This window comes from Parasediminibacterium sp. HNIBRBA5674 (genome assembly GCF_056745525.1).
The window spans coordinates 20,080-37,545 of the sequence record NZ_JBQWIE010000015.1 but is presented as its reverse complement, the minus strand read 5'-3'; the positions used below and the strand labels follow the sequence as shown (position 1 = coordinate 37,545).

Genomic DNA, 17,466 nt, shown 5'->3' with positions numbered 1-17,466 from the left:
GGTGTTAGCTAAAAATAAATACTATTTGTAGGCGTCATTAGTGCTTAAGTGTAAAGCAACGGTTAAGTAGGAAGACACCATTTCCTTTGAGAACGAAAGTAGCAAATTTGATTACAAGCACTTGAAAAAAATTATCTTTTAGCTAAGTGACGTATATTGACGCTTGAAGTATGAACCAACCTTTTTTACAAATAAAGAACCTCAACATCAGTTTTGAAGCCAATGGTAATAGCAGCAAGGCTTTAACCGATATTACTATTACAGTAAACAAAGGTGAGATAGTAGCTATTGTAGGCGAAAGTGGTTCTGGTAAATCGGTAACTTCTTTATCTATTTTACAGTTAATTCCTTCACCACCAATTAGGTACGATAGCGGCGAAATTTTATTAACTACTAATGGCGAAACGATTGACATTTTACAATTGCCCAAAGATGAACTAACGAAAATTAGAGGCAACAAAGTGGCTATGATTTTTCAAGAGCCAATGACGTCTTTAAACCCTGTATTAACATGTGGTGACCAAGTAATGGAGGCGATTTTATTGCATCAAAACATCGATAAAGAGACTGCAAAAAATAAAACGATTGCCCTATTTAATCAAGTACAATTACCCAATCCTGAAGCATTGTTTCACCGCTATCCTCACCAAATAAGTGGCGGCCAAAAGCAACGTGTAATGATTGCGATGGCCATGAGTTGCGAGCCAGATTTACTCATTTGTGATGAACCTACAACTGCCTTGGATGTAACCGTACAAAAGAATGTGTTGCAACTATTAAAGCAACTACAGCAACAAACACAAATGGGTATTATTTTCATCACACACGACCTTGGTGTAGTTGCTGAAATTGCCGATAAAGTGGTGGTTTTGTACAAAGGCAATATTGTAGAAGAAAATACGGTCGCTAATATATTTACCAACGCACAACATCCTTATACCAAAGCATTACTTGCATGCAGACCTATTTTGCATAAAAAAGGCGAAAGATTGCCTGTGGTAAGTGATTTTATTACCGAAGGAAACGTAAATCGTCAATCAATAATCGCTAGTACGCTTACGACTAACGATTTACCATTTACGACCACTAAAGAGCTTCAACAAGCAACACTTCTCTCTGTCAAAAACCTCAAAGTCTATTTTCCTGCTAAAAAAACATTTTTAGGTAAAGTATTAGATTACAATAAAGCAGTTGATGATGTGAGTTTTGATGTTTATGAAGGCGAAACTTTGGGTTTGGTAGGTGAAAGTGGTTGTGGTAAAAGTACTTTGGGCAGAACGTTGTTACGCTTAATTGCTGCCACTAGCGGCAGCATTACTTATAAAAGCGAGAATCTCATAGAAACTACAAATGCCAAACTAAAAACTTTGCGTAAGGATATGCAGATTATTTTTCAAGATCCTTATTCATCTTTAAATCAAAGGCTTACAATTGGTGAAGCCATTGCAGAACCTCTGCTTGTTCACAATATCGTTACCAATGCAAAAGCTAGAAAAGAACGTGTAATAGAATTGCTTGAGAAAGTGAGTTTAAGTGCTGACCATTATAACAGATACCCACATGAATTTAGTGGTGGGCAAATGCAACGTATTGTAATAGCTAGGGCTTTGGCTTTGCAACCAAGCTTTATTGTGTGCGACGAAAGTGTGAGCGCCTTAGATGTAAGCGTACAAGCACAAGTACTCAATCTACTCAACGATTTAAAAAGAAATTTTGGCTTTACTGCCATTTTTATCTCACACGATTTATCGGTAGTACGCTACATTAGCGATAGAATTATGGTAATGAACAAAGGCAAGATTGAAGAAATTGGCGCTGCTGAGCAAGTGTATCACCATCCTTCAAGTAGCTACACAAAAAAGCTGATAGCATCTATACCCAAGGGCTTCAATGTATCAGCTTTGTAAAATTTGTCTATAATATTATTCAGTAACCGCAGCTACTTTTTTCTTAACCTCAGCTTTCTTTTTGTCGCCACCTTTATCAGATAAGCTCGCAATATGTGCGCTTAAGTTTTTTAAAGTTGGTTCTTTATCAAACAAAACACCATTTATAAAGAAAGTTGGTACAGTGGTTACGCCCATTTTTATACCTTCATTAAGGTCGTCTTGAACTGTCCAACCGTAAGTACCATTAATAATATCTTCTAAAAATTTCTTATTAGTAGTGCCAATCTCTTTTGCGTAAGATTTTAAGCTAATAATGCCCAAATTCTTTCGGTTTCTAAACAATTCTTTATGCATTTCCCACAGTAACTCACCACTTTCTTGCCCAATAGCAATAGCAGCTTCAGCGGCTTTGTGGGCTTTTTGGTGAATTTTTAGTAAAGGAAAATGACGGATGTTTAAATTAACTTTATCAGGATATGTTTCTAACAATGCTGCAACCACTTCATTTACTTTTGCACATTCATCGCTTTCATAATCTACAAACTCTGTTATTGTTATTGGTGCTTTTGTGTTACCAACGATTATTTTTTTTGGTTCAATAATCTCAACCACTTCTTTTGGCTTCATCTATTCTATTTTATGTATCAAATCCACTTTGGCTAAATCATTTTAATTCATCTTGCAGATTTTTATAAATCAAAGGTACAAAAAAATAAAGATTTTGCCAAATACGTATTAAATTAATAACGTCTATTGTGGTAAATTTTATAGAAATATTAACATTTAGCGTAAAAATTAATGGCGTCATAAGCCTATGCATTACAAAATAAAAGAAGCGGCACACTTTATCGTACGCAATATGAAAGTTATAGCTCATCAATAAGTTACCATCGCATTGTTATATTTTCGCCACATGAGTTTGTTACGTGTTATTGATATTTCAAAAAAAAATAAGAAGGGCTTTGAACTAGAAAAAGCCAATTTTTCGCAAGCTATTGGTCAAAAAATAGCAATTGCTGGCGAAACTGGTTCTGGCAAATCGACACTTTTAAAAATAATCGCAGGTTTAGAACAGCCCGATAGTGGCACCGTTTTTTTTGAAGGCAAAAAAGTAATGGGGCCTTTGTACGAATTAATTCCTGGCCATCCTGGCATTGCGTATCTCTCGCAACATTTTGAATTGCCCAATTTTTTAACCGTTGAACAAGTGCTCATTTACGCCAATCCTTTGTGGGACGAAGAAGCTGAAAAAGATGGAAAAGCCAAGGCTTTGTACAAAATGTGTCGCATAGACCATTTATTAAAAAGACGTACCGATGAGTTGTCAGGTGGCGAAAAACAACGTGTGGCTTTAGCAAAACTCATTATATCTGCACCAAGGTTATTGTTGCTTGACGAGCCATTTTCTAACCTTGACATGATCCACAAAACCATTTTAAAAGACGTCATCAAAGACCTTAGCGAGCAGCTAAACCTTTCTTGCATCATCATTTCACACGACCCATTAGACACACTTTCTTGGGCTGATGACATTATTGTTATGCGTAATGGAAAAATCATTCAGCACGATACACCTTATCACATTTACACACAGCCAACCGATGCTTACACCGCAGGTTTATTTGGCAAATACAACACTATTAGCACCAAACTTGCCGCGTCTTTGGCCACTATTTTAGAAGATAACGCCATCGCTAGCAACACTTTTTTACGCCCAGAACATTTCATTATCAAAAACAGCAACGAGCCTTCTTTTAAGGGCGAAGTAACCGCAACAAGGTATTTTGGCAGCTATCAAGAAGTAGATGTCATCGTTTTTGGCGAAGCCATCACCATAAAAACCAATATTGCCAATGCAAAACCCGGCGATTTTTTAAACATTACGTATCGTTAGTTATATATTTATGTAACCAACTTTAGTACTACTATGTATCGTTCGTTGCGTCACACTGCAACGGTTTATATACTTTTTCAGCTTTTGTCGAAGCGTAATATTCTGCTCGGTTAAGATTTATTGATTGTCCAAATCACCGTTTTTCAATTGGTGTTTTATAAGCACTTTCACATAATGCCTATTGCGTCGACCTCTTTTAGAGTCGGCTCTTTTATCGTTACGCTTGTCTTTTACAATACGGTCTAGGTTGTTAAGGTCTTCAAGCGCTTTAACGTCATTAACAGAAGTTCGCTTTGGCATTGCTATTCAGTTTAATAATCTTCTAAAATAACAAGCATTAAAACAATTTGTTGTAAAGTAGGCGCTTATTTAAGCCAGGAAAAATCTATCGAATCAGCGTACCTATCAAAAGTCTAAGTTTTACTAGAATTACTCACCATCTCTTTCAATCTGTCTATTTCTACTTCACTTAAATAACGCCATTTGCCAAGGGCAATACCATCTAGTTTTATGTGCATAATACGCACACGTTGCAAGCTCATTACGGTATAGTCAAAGTGTTCGCACATGCGGCGAATTTGGCGGTTAAGCCCTTGTGTGAGTATAATTCTAAAGGTATGAGTGCTGACTTTTTTTACAATGCAAGGCTTAGTAAGTCCATCTTTTATGCGCACACCTGCCGCCATCTTTTGCATAAAATAACCATCCACTGGCTTGTTTACTTTTACAATGTATTCTTTCTCGTGATTATTACCTGCACGTAATATTTTGTTTACAATATCACCATCATTGGTTAAAAATATCAACCCTTCAGAATCTTTATCTAACCTACCAATAGGAAAAATACGCTTAGGATACTTAATGTAGGCGATGATATTACCGGGTATTTTTTCTTCGCTAGTAGTAGTGATACCAACAGGCTTATTAAACGCCAAATACACCAATTTTTCAGCCTTTTTAGGTTTATCAGCAGTGGTTATCAAACTACCATCTACCTCAACCGAATCACCAGGATTGTAGCGATTACCAAGTTGTGCAGGTTTATCATTCAGCAATACTCTTCCTTGGGTTATCAGGTTATCAGCTTCGCGGCGAGAACAGTAGCCCGTATCGCTGATGAATTTATTAAGACTAATTGAATTGGAATTCAAAATATACAATTGATGGTTGGCAACGAAAATACTTGAAATACACCGAACGCATTGGCACAAAAAAGAGGCTTCTAGAAAGAAGCCCCTGTATTATAACCCTGCTGCATAAAAACTATTTACTAGACTTTTGGTGGTTCAATAAGTTTAAAGCAGTTTTATTTTTTGTCAATCAAGCCTCTAATAACAACACTCGCCACCATGCAACCAAAAATAGCAGGCATATAACTTATAGTACCAATGACAGACTTTTTAGGGAACGCTTTTTCTGTTACTACTACCCTAGTTGGGTCTATTGGCTCGGGGCTAAATACCACCGTTAAGCCATCATAAATACCTACTTCGTGCAGGCGCTTACGCACATACTTAGCCAATGTGCATTGGTAGGTTTTTGAGATATCAGTTATTTGCGCCTGTGATGGATCTACCTTGCCACCTGCACCTAGCGAGGTTACAATCGGTATATTTCTATCCTTACAGGCTTTAATAAATTGCACCTTCGCACTAAGGGTATCAATGCAATCAACTGCATAGTCAAAAGCATTCTCATCAAGCAGTTTAGTGGTTACTTGATCTTGCAAAAAAATAGGTAATACCGTTAAGTCTAAATCAGGATTAATATCTTTTAAACGTTTAGCCATTACTTCTGCTTTCAGCTTACCAGCCTCAGAATGCAATGCAGGAATTTGACGATTACAATTGCTTAAATCTACCACATCATTATCTACAATCGTCATTTTGCCCACACCGCTACGGGCAATCATTTCAGCACAAATACCACCCACACCACCAAGCCCTACAACAAGTACGTTTTTACGCATCAAGGCACTTACTTGTTCATCACCCAATAATAATTCTGTTCTACTTAACCAATAAGGCACCATATGTTTAGTTTATAGTTGTCAGTTGTCAGTTGTCAGTAAGAAAATGTCAAAGCAATGATTTAAATTGTGCAATCCCAAAACTAATTGACTATTGACTATTGACTATTGACTATTGACTATTGACTATTGACTATTGACTATTGACTATTGACTATTGACTATTGGCTATTGACTATTGACTAAATGATACATCTCAAATCAGTACTCCAAAATAAAAAACGGCTGCTCACAAAAGTGAGGCAGCCGCCGTCTATAGGGGGTATTACAAACCAATGACAAATCACCACTGACTATTCACTTCTCACCATTCACTTTTCACCTTTCACTTTTCACCTCTTTACTCAACAATCGTCTGTCGTCTGTCGACGGTCGACTTTCCTCTACTGCCACCCACCACCAAGTGCTCTGTAAATAGTCACCATCGCATTCATTTGTTGCTTCTTGGTTTCTATCAATTCTATTTTGGCTTCTAGTGCATCACGTTGTGTCATCAATACTTCCATATAATCTGCCCTAGCAGATTTAAATAAGTCGTTGGCAATACCAATAGAATTATTCAACACTTCTACTTGCTTAAATTTCAGGTCGTAGCTTTTGCCAAGATTACTGATATTAGACAGTTGCGTATTCACCTCTAAATAACCTGTAACAATAGCTCGCTCATATTGATACATCGCTTGCAATTGACGCGCATTAGCGCTATAAAACTCAGCTTTAATACCATTTCTATTAATCAATGGGCCAGCAATATCGCCTGCTAAAGAAAAGGCAACCGATTCAGGAAATTTCAACAAATAAGAAGGCTTAAAAGCTTGAAAGCCCAAGCCAGCCGAAATACCAAATGATGGTAAAAACTCAGCCCTTGCAACTTGTACATCTAGCTTGCTAGCGGCCAATTCAAGTTCTGCTTGCCTAATATCTGGTCTATTAATAAGCAACTGCGATGGCACACCTGTTTGCACAAAAGTTGGCTGTAAGTCTAAGAAATTACTGGTATCTCTAGCTATCGGCTGAGGAAAACGACCAAGTAATAAGTTGATATCGTTCTCAGTTTCTTTGATATTTTGTAAAATATCAAACTCTAAATGCTGCGACTTTAATACCTCTGCCTGAAACTTTTGCACCGCCAATTCTGTGACCCTTGCTGCTTCTTTTTGCACTTTAATAATCTCTAGTGCATTGTTTTGCAAAGCAATATTTTGGCGCACAATACGCAACTGGTTATCGTACGATAACAACTCGTAGTAAGCATTGGCAATTTCAGCTACCAAACTTGTTTGCACCAATCGCCTACCTTCTACTGTAGCCAAATACCTTTCTACCGCTGCTTTTTTAGCATTGCGTAGTTTTTTCCAAACATCAATTTCCCAGTTGGCATAAGCACCAAAAGCTAAGTCAGACAATATATCTGGCACTTCTTGCCCCGGTGTAATTTCGGTAGACGCATCACCAGCACCTTGGCTAGTGTACCTACCTACTTTTTCTATGCCTGTACCGCCTCTTGCTGTAACGCTAGGTAGTATCAAGCCCTTCTTAAGCCGTATGTCATTTTTAGCAATCTCTATTTCCTGTAAGGTTATTAATAGCTCTTGGTTATTAGCCAAAGCAGTGTCTATTAAGCTTACCAAATAAGGGTCTTTAAAAAACTGCTTCCAAGCGATGGTAGCACTATTGGTAGAGTCATTTTGCTCGCTACCGTATTGTGCAGGTGTAGCAGTACGAGCTTGTGTTTGCACAGCTTGTGGTATTTTACAACCACCAAGCCACAAGCAAATACACAGTGCTGCTGCATTTTGTAAGGTTCTCATGTTATACATTATGATCAATTTCTTCTGTTAATGGATTTTCTTCTTCGTTTTTTACTAGAATGTGTTTTGCAGATATACTACCAAAGATGTAGTACAAGCCAGGAATGATGATGACACCAAAAACGGTCCCAAACAGCATACCGCCAGCAGCAGCCGTACCAATGGTTCTATTACCGATAGCACCCGGCCCAGAAGCAAATACCAATGGTATTAAACCTGCTATAAAGGCAAAAGATGTCATTAAAATAGGGCGAAAACGCACTTTTGCGCCTTCCATTGCTGCGGCCAAAACAGTAGCGCCATTCTTATGTTTTTGCACGGCAAATTCTACAATCAATACAGCATTTTTACCTAGCAAACCAATCAACATTACCATAGCTACCTGAGCGTAAATATTGTTTTCTAAACCCATAATTTTAAGAAAACAAAACGCACCGAAAATACCTGCTGGTAAGGATAACACAACGGCTAAAGGCAGCACAAAACTTTCGTATTGGGCAGACAAAATAAGGTACACAAAGCCCAAGCAGATTAAGAAGATATAAATCGCTTCATTACCTCTTGATACTTCATCTTTGGAAATACCAGCCCAGTCGATACCAAAGCCACGAGGCAGTGTTTTTTGTGCTACTTCGTTAATGGCAGCAATGGCTTCACCACTACTATAGCCGGGCGCAGCACTACCGCTAATTTCTGAAGCCGTGTACATATTATGCCTAGTAATTTCAGATAAGCCATACACTTTTTCCATCGTCATAAACGATGAATATGGTACCATTTCATCACGACTGTTTTTTACGTACAACTTCAAAATATCTTCTGGCAGGGCTCTATATTCTGGCGAAGCCTGTACCATTATTTTGTATTGACGACCAAACTTGATGAAATTGGTTTCGTAGTTACTACCTACCAATGTAGATAAATTATCCATGGCATTATCAATAGTAACGCCCTTTTGCTGCGCAATGTCGTTATCTATATGCAGCATGTACTGAGGAAAGCTGGCACTATAAAAACTAAACACAGAAGCAAGTTCTTTACGTTTACTTAAGGCTGCAACAAACTCTTTGTTTACCTCTTCTATTTTCTTGTATGAGTTAATACCAGATTTATCTAGCAAGCGCAACTCAAAACCACCTGCTGCACCATAACCTGGTACTGCTGGCGGCTGAAAATATTCAATAGTAGCACCAGGAATATCTTTGGTTTTCTCTTCTAATTCTTCAATTAATTGCGATGCAGATTTTTTACGTTCTTCCCAGCTTTTAAGGTTAATTAAGCAAGTACCAGAGTTAGATCCTGTACCTTCTGTTAATACCTCGTAACCTGCCAATGAACTTACAGACGATACGCCTTCAATACCTTCTGCTACCTTTTGCAATCTTTCAGCTATTTCATTGGTTCTTTCAAGTGATGAACCTGGTGGTGTTTGAATCACCGCATAAATCATCCCTTGGTCTTCATTTGGTATAAAACCTGAAGGAACACTACCGCTTAACAACCATGTACCACCACAAAATGCTAGTAAGATGGCAAATGTTACAAAGCGCCTATGTACAATCAATTTTAGAATGCCTTGGTACTTACCAGACAAATTTTCAAAGCCATTATTAAAGCCAGCTAAAAACTTGTCTACCAAGCTTTTCTTTGTTGCCTTACCATGGTTGTTTTTTAACATGATGGCACACAATGCAGGTGTTAATGTTAATGCCACAATACCAGATAAAATAATAGCGGTAGCCATTGTAATAGAAAACTGACGATAGAAAATACCCACAGGACCACTCATAAACGCAACAGGAATAAATACCGCTGCCATTAAGAAGGTAATGGCAATGATGGCACCACTAATTTCATGCATGGCTTTCATAGTAGCTTCTCTGGCCGATAGATGGTCTTCTTCCATTTTTGCATGCACAGCTTCTATCACCACAATGGCATCATCTACCACCACACCAATGGCTAGTACCAATGCAAAAAGGGTAATTAAATTAAGCGTAATACCAAAGAACTGCATAAACACAAACGTACCCACAAGCGATACAGGTACAGCAATGGCAGGGATAAGCGTAGAACGCCAATCACCCAAGAACAGAAATACCACCAAACCCACTAGAATAAAGGCTTCTACCAAAGTGTGTATTACTTTTTCAATAGAAGCATCTAAGAATTTAGATACATCGTAACTAATCTCGTAATCCATGCCTTTAGGAAAAGAATTGGCTTTAATTTCCTTCATCTTAGCCTTCACATCTTTAATAACCTGACTAGCATTACTACCGTATGATTGCTTTAACACGATAGCCGCTGATGGCTTGCCATTAATGTTAGAATAAATATCGTACATAGAGCTACCAAACTCAATATTAGCTACATCTTTTAAGCGTAATATTTCGCCCTGTGGTGTAGATTTTAAGATGATATTTTCGTAGCCTTCTTTGGTAGTAAAACGGCCTGGATATTTTAACACATACTCAAATGCTTGCGAACGCTTACCAGAACTTTCACCCGTTTTACCTGGCGATGCTTCTAAACTTTGTTCACCAAGGGCTTTCATCACTTCATCGGTAGAAATTTTATAGGCCAACATTCTATCTGGCTTTAGCCAAATACGCATGGCATATTCTCTATTACCCAAAATATCGGCAAAACCTACACCATCTACCCTTTTTAGCTCAGATAAAAGGTTGATATCAGCATAGTTGAACAAGAACTTTTGGTCGGTTAAAGAATCGGTACTGTACAAGTTGATGTACATTAACATGTTGGATTCTTCACGGGTAATTTTCACCCCTTCACGTACCACAATTGGCGGTAACTTATTTACCACCGAAGCCACACGGTTTTGTACAGCTAGCGATGCCTGATTAGGATCGGTACCTAAATTAAACACCACTTGTATAGAGGCTTCACCATCATTACCTGCATCAGAAGCCATGTATTTCATACCTGGCACACCATTTAAAGCCCTTTCTAATGGAATGATAACAGACTTAATCATCAACTCACCATTCGCACCAGGATACTCTGCCGTGATATTTACTTTAGGTGGCGATATGGAAGGAAACTGTGTAACTGGTAAATGCAACATAGCCAGCACACCCAAAAAAACAATAATGAGCGATATAACAATGGACAGGACTGGCCTGTGTATAAACTTATTAAACATGAATGTATTGGTTTAGAGAATTCAATAATTACTCCGCCTTTAAGCGAAGCGCTGCTACTACTTTTTTAGGTTCTACAAATTCGTACTGAACCTTTTCGTCGTCTTTTACTTTTTGAACACCCTCTAGTAAAATTTTATCGGTTTCTACCAAGCCAGATTTAATCACATACAAATCGGGCATTTCGCCACTAACCGTAATGTTTCTCGACTTTACAGTACCGTTTTTATCTATCACAAATACATACAGTTTGTCCTGTATTTCGTAGGTTGCTTTTTGAGGAATAATCAAGGCGTTTTTAAGTGGTAATGTCATTAGCACTTTACCCGTTTCACCATGTTTTAGCAATCTATCGCCATTAGGAAATCTCGCTCTAAAAGCAATATTGCCTGTTTCGTTGTCAAATTCGCTTTCTATTACTTCTACCTCACCTTTGTATGTAAAAGGCTGATTATTAGCCAATAGCAAGTCCACTTTTTTACTACCACGGTTATTAATATGTGTTTGATAATCCAAATACTCTGGCTCAGAAACATTAAAGTACACAAACATTTGGCTATTGTCAGATAAGGTAGTGAGCAAGGCGCCTTCATCTACCAAGCTACCTAATTTTAAAGGTAATCTATCAATAGTGCCATCAAATGGAGCTCTAATATCTGTAAATGATAAGTGAATTTTAGTTAATTGCAACTCTGCTTTTGCTTGGTCTAGCTTGGCTTGCGCCATAGCTTGCTCATTTTTAGAGACTACGTTTTTAGCAACTAGTACTTTGGTGTTTTGCAATTCAATTTCTGCTGAACTAACTTCAGCCTGCGCTTTGGCCATTTCGGCCTCTAAAATTTTAGGCATTATTTTAAACAGTAACTGACCAGCTTTTACAAACTGACCTTCATCTACATAAATGTTTTGCAAAAAGCCTTTTTCTTGCGCTCTAATTTCAATGTTTCTTACCGAGCGAATTTGAGACACATACTGCTTTGTAAAAACAGTATCTACTTTTAAAGGACTTGTTGCGATAAACTTTACAACTTCTTCTTTTTCTTCTTCTTTGTGCGTTTTACAACTTGTTTGGCACAATACAGCCAATACACTTGCGAGCAAAATAATTCGCTTCATAGGTTGAAAATGATACTTTAAAAAATGGTGATTGAAAAATGGAAATTTTACAACGTACACACACAAATGTGTAGGCATTGGTACTTGTAAAATGTATCTATTCAGTAAACAGAAACGCTAATTGGCAGCATTCAAAACCAATTGCATAGAAGCTTGTAAACAATGTATAATTGTTACAGAAGAGAAATTATTCAGCTAAAATAATGACGCAAAATGCAATGAGTAGAGAAAAAATACCAACTAATGAAGTTTGCGTTTATATTCTAAAAACGCAAAATAAAATGGACTTACTAGTACTTGTAAAGGCAACTATTGGTGCTTGAGTTTGCCAAGATTTTGGCGAATAAAAGTGGTAGGCACCTGCTTTTTGAAAAGCTTTTTGGCTAATGCAGAATTGCGTATTACTGTCAGACTGCTTTTTGAAAGATACACATTCAGTGTCTTCATCTTCCTCAACAACCTCTTCTATAGCATCAAAATTATTAGTAATTGAAGATGGCTCGTAAAGCACATTAGTAAGCGTAACAATACTTTTAGTAGCAACTTTTTCAACAACAGTAACGGGTGAAGAAATAAAACTGCTTTGAGAAGTATGCTGTAATGTAAATGTATGTGCATTAGAAATCCCGCTTATGAGAAAACAATAACCAATAAGAAAAATTCTGAGCAACTTTTTCATCATTCTTGTTCAAAAATAACAAATAAATGGGCAAATACTGCAAATACTAAATTGTTAAATATAGTTTAAGGAAAATTTAAGACTAACGCTATCAATTATACACCTCTTAATATTTCATCTAGCTTCAACACTTGTGGTATTAATAACTGTTGATCATCATTAGTAATTACATAGTCACACAGGCGCATTTTAATCACATCGCTTATTTGCTTATCCATACGTTGTATCACCATATCACGGCTCACATTATCTCGGTGCATCACCCGTTGAATACGCAATACATTAGGGGCTGTAACACCAATAATCGCATCTAATCCATTGGCGCTACCAGCTTCAAACAATAAAGCCGCTTCTTTAATGACATAAGTCGCTTGTTGCTGTAACACCCAGTTTTCAAAAGCACTAATAGTAGCAGGATGCGTAGTAGCGTTTAGTAATTCTAATTGGTACGCATCGTTAAATACAATATTGGCAATATAAGCTCGGCTTAATTTACCATTAATATAGGCATCTTCACCAAACTGTGCAGTAACGGCAGCTATTACCGTAGCATCTGTTTCCATTATTTGCTTAGCCACACTATCAGCATCAAACACTGGTATACCTAATGTTTTAAAAATAGCAGCAACAGTGCTTTTACCACTACCTATACCACCTGTTAAGCCTATTTTTTTCATATTGTTGGTTTTTAGTAACAATTCATGCTAAGTAATCACACTATTTCTCGACTAAAATTTATTAATCTAGCCTTAATTCTTATTAACTCAACCAATTTTCTTATTAAACTAAGATGAATTCTTATTAAACTAGCTATCATTCTTATTAAACTCAACCGATTTCTTATTAAACTAGCTAAAATTCTTATTAAACTGCCCCCAATTTTTATTAAACTAGCGGCAGTTCTTATTAAACAATACTCACTTCTTATTAAAATCAGCCTAATTTTTACACTAGGTAATTGACTTTAAAACAAAATTCCCAAACCTCTATTCAAAGTTTGGGAATAATTATCAATCCGTTCAAATGATTATTTGGTTTCAGCTACGGCTGCAGGTTTATTTACACCAGCTGTCCATTCCATGCTAATAGCGCTTTTTTCAATTTTCAAGTAGCTACCAGGATTTACTTCTATTTGCAAAGTCCCATCTTCATTTACTTTATTCACTGTACCGTGAATACCAGCAATAGTTACCACTTTAGCACCTTTTTGTAAATCATCTATAAATTTCTTTTGCTCTTTTGCTTTTTTAGCTTGTGGGCGAATCATAAATAACCAGAAAACCAATACAATACCACCCATCATTACTAATTGTATGGTACCAGCACCACCACCTGCTTGTGGATTGCCCATTAAAATAATTCCGTTGAAAATAGACATGTTGTTTGTGTTTTTTATAATGTAAAAATATTAGCTCTTTTTAGGTACTTCATGCGGAATGGCAATTTTATCGTTGCTTTCGCCACCAATAATCTCGCCTTTAAATAGTAAGTTCATGTCAGAATTTAGCGTGTTGGTAGTTACGATGATGTATTTAGTAACCGATGTACCGTGTGCCTTTTGCGTATCAAATTCGGCCGTTACTAAACCTTCTGCACCGGGTGCAATTGGTTGTTTGGTGTAATCTGCCACCGTACAGCCACAGCCAGGTCTTGCGTTGATGATAATTAATGGCTTAGTACCAGTATTTTGGCAACGAAACTTAATTTGAATTTTCTCGCCAAGTTTTGCTGTACCAAAATTTACAACACTATCTAACCATTTTACCGTAGTAAAATTAGCTGTATCGTTCAGTACAGCCATTTCAGCTTTCTTATTTTCCTTCAACTCATCTTTACAAGACATAGTTGCAGTAACGATAACTGCCAATACAACTAATAATTGCTTCATGTATGTAGTTTTAAATTTATTGCTTACATGTCAGAATCATTCAATCACTTCAATCACTTCAATCATTCCTAATCACAAATCCTATTTACGCTGCCTAAAATCTATCTTATTAATCTTGCCTTCTGCTATCAATTCTTTATGAATATTATCTAAAATACCGTTTACAAAATGCCCACTTTGTTCTGTACTATAGTCTTTTGCCAAATCAATATACTCGTTAATAGATACTTTGGTTGGTATGGTTTCAAAATACAACAACTCGCAAAGCCCCATTTGCATCAATACCATATCAAGCGATGCAATACGATCAGCATCCCAGTTTTGCAACTTTGGCTTAATAGTGTCTAGCAAAAATTGACGTTTATTAAAAGTACTAGTGAGTAGTGTTTTAGCAAATTGCCATTTATCGTCGCTAATAAATGCTGATAAATTGTAGCTACTAGGTTTGCTTAGGTAATTATTTACCAATTGCTCCATCATGTCTGCATCATCATCCCAATTATTAAACAACTCTTCTAGGTGCGAAGTAAAATGCTCATTTGGCAACAAAAGATTTGAGAAAATAAAACGCAGCATGCCTTTCTCGTCGCCCTTATTTCTGCTTTGTTCTACAATGTAGGTCTTGTATTCTTGGGTTTCTACAAGATTGGTATAAATTCTTTTTACCAAATTAGCATCAATTAAATGCTTTGGTTGTAATGCTTCTACCTCACGTATATAAGAAGGGCTTTCTAAAATATCCCATACCAAACCATTACCAGCAATTTTGGTATTAATATTTAAATCTTCAACCGTTTTTAAGTGCTTATTGGCTTTGTTGCGAGCGTCTGTCTCGGCATATTTAGCCACTTCTGTAATAAAATAAAGAATATAAACCAGTAGTTCTTTACTCTTGTCAAATTGCTTCTGTAACTCGTTTACAGGGTTTTTCATGGCTCCGTCTTCAATTGCCATTTCCATCATGTACAACACCTGCATCACCTTTACACGAATATTTCTTCTACTGATCATTCAAAAAAGAGCTTTTGTTTTGCGGCTGCGAAGATAGGGTTTGAAGAGATATGGGCTAAATAAAGGTTTAAAATACAGCTGAAAAGCCTAAACATAAAATCGGGCGCATGAGAACATGCACCCGATATCACTAAAAAACCTATATCCTATCCAACCGCTTATTTATGCAATGTAATTGTGCCTATTGATGTGTTACTATAACCACTAACACTCACATTGTTTATGGTAGTATCTACATAACCATTAGAGGCGTTAATAAACACAGAATATTTACCATCTGGTATACCACGCACTTTAAACTTACCATCACCATTTGGTATAGCATAAGCCGTATCAGTACTATTATACACACTTATAATGGCTTTTGCATCTCTAGGTGCTACCGTACCAGAAATACTATTGGTTTGCTTCGCAATGAAGAAATGAATCACTGGTTTTAAGTAAAAAGTATTGTTCACATTAACTATTGAACGAGCCACATCAAAATCTAACCACAAGCGATAGCTGCTATTGGCGAAGCGCTCACATTCATTACCTTTTAGTTTTACCAAAATGTAATTATTGGCATTCGGTGGTAAGTTTAATGGATAAGTAACGCTATCTTTTACCAAAGAATTATTAGTACCTAACTCAATTTTAATTAAGCGAATACTACCTGCTTTAATATTGGCAGATGATAACAAGGTATCTACGCCATTACTTAAAGCCAAAAGATTGTAAACACCTGCGGCTACATTACCATCTTGCCACACTAGCGACGAATCTAATTTACCGCCTCTACCATTGGCATCCCAATCGTAATGGTCGTGCTTTCTAGTGTCTGTACTTGTGTCTACCAGAATTTTTACCGACTTAATATCTACAAACACTTTGTCGTACAAACCAGGACCATCTGTTAAATAGAAAGTCATGTTTTGTGTTCCTTCAGGAACGTCTGCAGATGTGTTTTTAGAACAGCCCGTGAAGGCAACTGCTAAGCCCATTGCTACAATGGCCAAGCCAAGAAGGGTGTGCTTTGTTTTCATGTTGATTAAAAATTTAGTGTAGTAATATCAATCATGTATGGCATTTTTGAGTTGAGAAATGGTGTGTTTGTGTAGTAGATACACAGCGACAAACTTTTGTTTACTAAGGTTTTGTTAAAGGCTAAAAGTTTTTTACCAGTCATCATTTCTATTAACCTTTAATATGCCAAAAACACAAAAGCGAAAAGTTATTTACCTCTCGCTTTTGTTAAAGTTACTTTTATCAATTGTTGATTATTGGTCTACTAAAGTTAAGCGTACCAAATACTGTGCATTTTCATCTTCCATTAAAAACTCAGTTTTAAAGCCTGCATCGTAAGCGATGTGTTGTAGCGTGGCTTGATCTACATACAACCAAGTAAACCAATCAGTTTTTAACTTTTTGTATTGATATTGATAATCTATTTCGCCAAAATAATTACCTGATAAACCAACCGAGCCATCATATAAATAAGACACATCAGAAGAGTCGAATAACAACTGACCACCAGGCTGTAAAAATTGCTTTACATGCTCTAAAAATTTTTGCAAGCCACTCAAATTAGCCGTGAGCCCTATACCATTCATCAGCAACAACAGTGTATCGTAACGCTCATTATTAAAAGCAAAAACATCTTGGTTGTAAATGGTTGCGACGCCTCTTGCTTTCATTACCTCACAAGCTAATGGCGAGATTTCTAAAGCAGTAACATCTTTATTTTTTTGCTGTAACCACAAAACATGGCTACCTGCACCTGCACCTATATCTAAAATCTTGCCTTTACACAATTGCAAAGCCATCAATTCTAGCTTTGTCATATTGGCTTCATCTCTAAAATACACCTCCACAGGCATCTCTTCTCTAGCCCAATATTTATTATTAATCCAAAGCTTTTTAGGCTCGGTTTGGTAATAAAAATCTGCTATTGCCTGCCCTAAAACATCTATCATAACTCGTGTTGTTTGCAAAGTGCATAA

The 17,466-nt window shown here is 36.8% G+C and carries 16 protein-coding genes and 1 riboswitch; of the genes, 2 read left to right on the top strand and 14 right to left on the bottom strand.

Features of this window, described 5'->3' with window-relative positions:
• Positions 1-21 precede the first annotated feature (21 nt).
• Positions 22-94: riboswitch (Fluoride riboswitch) on the bottom strand.
• A gap of 76 nt (positions 95-170) precedes the next feature.
• Complete coding sequence (locus ACT9TX_RS09230) at positions 171-1,907, top strand: ABC transporter ATP-binding protein (RefSeq protein ID WP_481337994.1); 1,737 nt, start codon at positions 171-173, stop codon at positions 1,905-1,907.
• 15 nt (positions 1,908-1,922) lie between these two features.
• Here the strand turns inward: ACT9TX_RS09230 and ACT9TX_RS09225 are convergent, their stop codons facing one another.
• Entirely contained in the window at positions 1,923-2,516 is a 594-nt protein-coding gene (locus ACT9TX_RS09225) for a DsbA family protein (protein ID WP_481337993.1), read from the bottom strand.
• A 286-nt stretch (positions 2,517-2,802) separates the two neighbouring features.
• On the opposite strand from ACT9TX_RS09225, the gene ACT9TX_RS09220 reads away from it, so the two are divergent.
• Complete coding sequence (locus ACT9TX_RS09220) at positions 2,803-3,783, top strand: ABC transporter ATP-binding protein (protein ID WP_481337992.1); 981 nt, start codon at positions 2,803-2,805, stop codon at positions 3,781-3,783.
• 117 nt (positions 3,784-3,900) lie between these two features.
• Here the strand turns inward: ACT9TX_RS09220 and ACT9TX_RS09215 are convergent, their stop codons facing one another.
• The 13 genes from ACT9TX_RS09215 to ACT9TX_RS09155 form a co-directional block, all read right to left on the bottom strand.
• On the bottom strand, positions 3,901-4,083 hold the full coding sequence (locus tag ACT9TX_RS09215; RefSeq protein ID WP_481337991.1) for a hypothetical protein: 183 nt from the start codon (positions 4,081-4,083) through the stop codon (positions 3,901-3,903).
• 113 nt (positions 4,084-4,196) lie between these two features.
• Positions 4,197-4,934: a 23S rRNA pseudouridine(2604) synthase RluF gene (rluF, locus tag ACT9TX_RS09210; protein WP_481337990.1), complete on the bottom strand. Its 738-nt coding sequence runs from the start codon at positions 4,932-4,934 to the stop codon at positions 4,197-4,199.
• Between the two features lie 155 nt (positions 4,935-5,089).
• The gene (locus ACT9TX_RS09205; RefSeq protein WP_481337989.1) at positions 5,090-5,815 is read right to left on the bottom strand and encodes a tRNA threonylcarbamoyladenosine dehydratase; all 726 of its coding nucleotides are present in this window, start codon (positions 5,813-5,815) and stop codon (positions 5,090-5,092) included.
• Between the two features lie 380 nt (positions 5,816-6,195).
• The gene (locus tag ACT9TX_RS09200; RefSeq protein ID WP_481337988.1) at positions 6,196-7,623 is read right to left on the bottom strand and encodes a TolC family protein; all 1,428 of its coding nucleotides are present in this window, start codon (positions 7,621-7,623) and stop codon (positions 6,196-6,198) included.
• A 1-nt stretch (position 7,624) separates the two neighbouring features.
• Entirely contained in the window at positions 7,625-10,792 is a 3,168-nt protein-coding gene (locus ACT9TX_RS09195; RefSeq protein ID WP_481337987.1) for an efflux RND transporter permease subunit, read from the bottom strand.
• A 28-nt stretch (positions 10,793-10,820) separates the two neighbouring features.
• Complete coding sequence (locus tag ACT9TX_RS09190; RefSeq protein WP_481337986.1) at positions 10,821-11,906, bottom strand: efflux RND transporter periplasmic adaptor subunit; 1,086 nt, start codon at positions 11,904-11,906, stop codon at positions 10,821-10,823.
• Positions 11,907-12,162: 256 nt separating this feature from the next.
• The gene (locus tag ACT9TX_RS09185) at positions 12,163-12,585 is read right to left on the bottom strand and encodes a hypothetical protein (protein WP_481337985.1); all 423 of its coding nucleotides are present in this window, start codon (positions 12,583-12,585) and stop codon (positions 12,163-12,165) included.
• Positions 12,586-12,680: 95 nt separating this feature from the next.
• A complete protein-coding gene (gene coaE / locus ACT9TX_RS09180) occupies positions 12,681-13,262 on the bottom strand; it encodes a dephospho-CoA kinase (RefSeq protein WP_481337984.1) in 582 nt (193 codons plus the stop codon).
• A 350-nt stretch (positions 13,263-13,612) separates the two neighbouring features.
• Positions 13,613-13,963, bottom strand: coding sequence for a preprotein translocase subunit YajC (yajC, locus tag ACT9TX_RS09175; RefSeq protein WP_481337983.1), 351 nt, complete (start codon positions 13,961-13,963; stop codon positions 13,613-13,615).
• Positions 13,964-13,993: 30 nt separating this feature from the next.
• A complete protein-coding gene (locus ACT9TX_RS09170) occupies positions 13,994-14,473 on the bottom strand; it encodes a DUF1573 domain-containing protein (RefSeq protein WP_481337982.1) in 480 nt (159 codons plus the stop codon).
• A gap of 81 nt (positions 14,474-14,554) precedes the next feature.
• A complete protein-coding gene (nusB, locus tag ACT9TX_RS09165) occupies positions 14,555-15,484 on the bottom strand; it encodes a transcription antitermination factor NusB (protein ID WP_481337981.1) in 930 nt (309 codons plus the stop codon).
• A 158-nt stretch (positions 15,485-15,642) separates the two neighbouring features.
• On the bottom strand, positions 15,643-16,509 hold the full coding sequence (locus tag ACT9TX_RS09160; protein WP_481337980.1) for a DUF4382 domain-containing protein: 867 nt from the start codon (positions 16,507-16,509) through the stop codon (positions 15,643-15,645).
• Between the two features lie 234 nt (positions 16,510-16,743).
• Entirely contained in the window at positions 16,744-17,439 is a 696-nt protein-coding gene (locus ACT9TX_RS09155) for a class I SAM-dependent methyltransferase (RefSeq protein ID WP_481337979.1), read from the bottom strand.
• Positions 17,440-17,466: the final 27 nt, after the last annotated feature.

Bases quoted from the DNA above. Each gene is read 5' to 3' on its own strand.
- ACT9TX_RS09230 (WP_481337994.1), top strand. From the start codon at position 171: ATGAACCAACCTTTTTTACAAATAAAGAACCTCAACATCAGTTTTGAA.
- ACT9TX_RS09225 (WP_481337993.1), bottom strand. From the start codon at position 2,516: ATGAAGCCAAAAGAAGTGGTTGAGATTATTGAACCAAAAAAAATAATC.
- ACT9TX_RS09220 (WP_481337992.1), top strand. From the start codon at position 2,803: ATGAGTTTGTTACGTGTTATTGATATTTCAAAAAAAAATAAGAAGGGC.
- ACT9TX_RS09215 (WP_481337991.1), bottom strand. From the start codon at position 4,083: ATGCCAAAGCGAACTTCTGTTAATGACGTTAAAGCGCTTGAAGACCTT.
- ACT9TX_RS09205 (WP_481337989.1), bottom strand. From the start codon at position 5,815: ATGGTGCCTTATTGGTTAAGTAGAACAGAATTATTATTGGGTGATGAA.
- ACT9TX_RS09200 (WP_481337988.1), bottom strand. From the start codon at position 7,623: ATGAGAACCTTACAAAATGCAGCAGCACTGTGTATTTGCTTGTGGCTT.
- ACT9TX_RS09195 (WP_481337987.1), bottom strand. From the start codon at position 10,792: ATGTTTAATAAGTTTATACACAGGCCAGTCCTGTCCATTGTTATATCG.
- ACT9TX_RS09190 (WP_481337986.1), bottom strand. From the start codon at position 11,906: ATGAAGCGAATTATTTTGCTCGCAAGTGTATTGGCTGTATTGTGCCAA.
- ACT9TX_RS09185 (WP_481337985.1), bottom strand. From the start codon at position 12,585: ATGAAAAAGTTGCTCAGAATTTTTCTTATTGGTTATTGTTTTCTCATA.
- coaE (WP_481337984.1), bottom strand. From the start codon at position 13,262: ATGAAAAAAATAGGCTTAACAGGTGGTATAGGTAGTGGTAAAAGCACT.
- yajC (WP_481337983.1), bottom strand. From the start codon at position 13,963: ATGTCTATTTTCAACGGAATTATTTTAATGGGCAATCCACAAGCAGGT.
- ACT9TX_RS09170 (WP_481337982.1), bottom strand. From the start codon at position 14,473: ATGAAGCAATTATTAGTTGTATTGGCAGTTATCGTTACTGCAACTATG.
- nusB (WP_481337981.1), bottom strand. From the start codon at position 15,484: ATGATCAGTAGAAGAAATATTCGTGTAAAGGTGATGCAGGTGTTGTAC.
- ACT9TX_RS09160 (WP_481337980.1), bottom strand. From the start codon at position 16,509: ATGAAAACAAAGCACACCCTTCTTGGCTTGGCCATTGTAGCAATGGGC.
- ACT9TX_RS09155 (WP_481337979.1), bottom strand. From the start codon at position 17,439: ATGATAGATGTTTTAGGGCAGGCAATAGCAGATTTTTATTACCAAACC.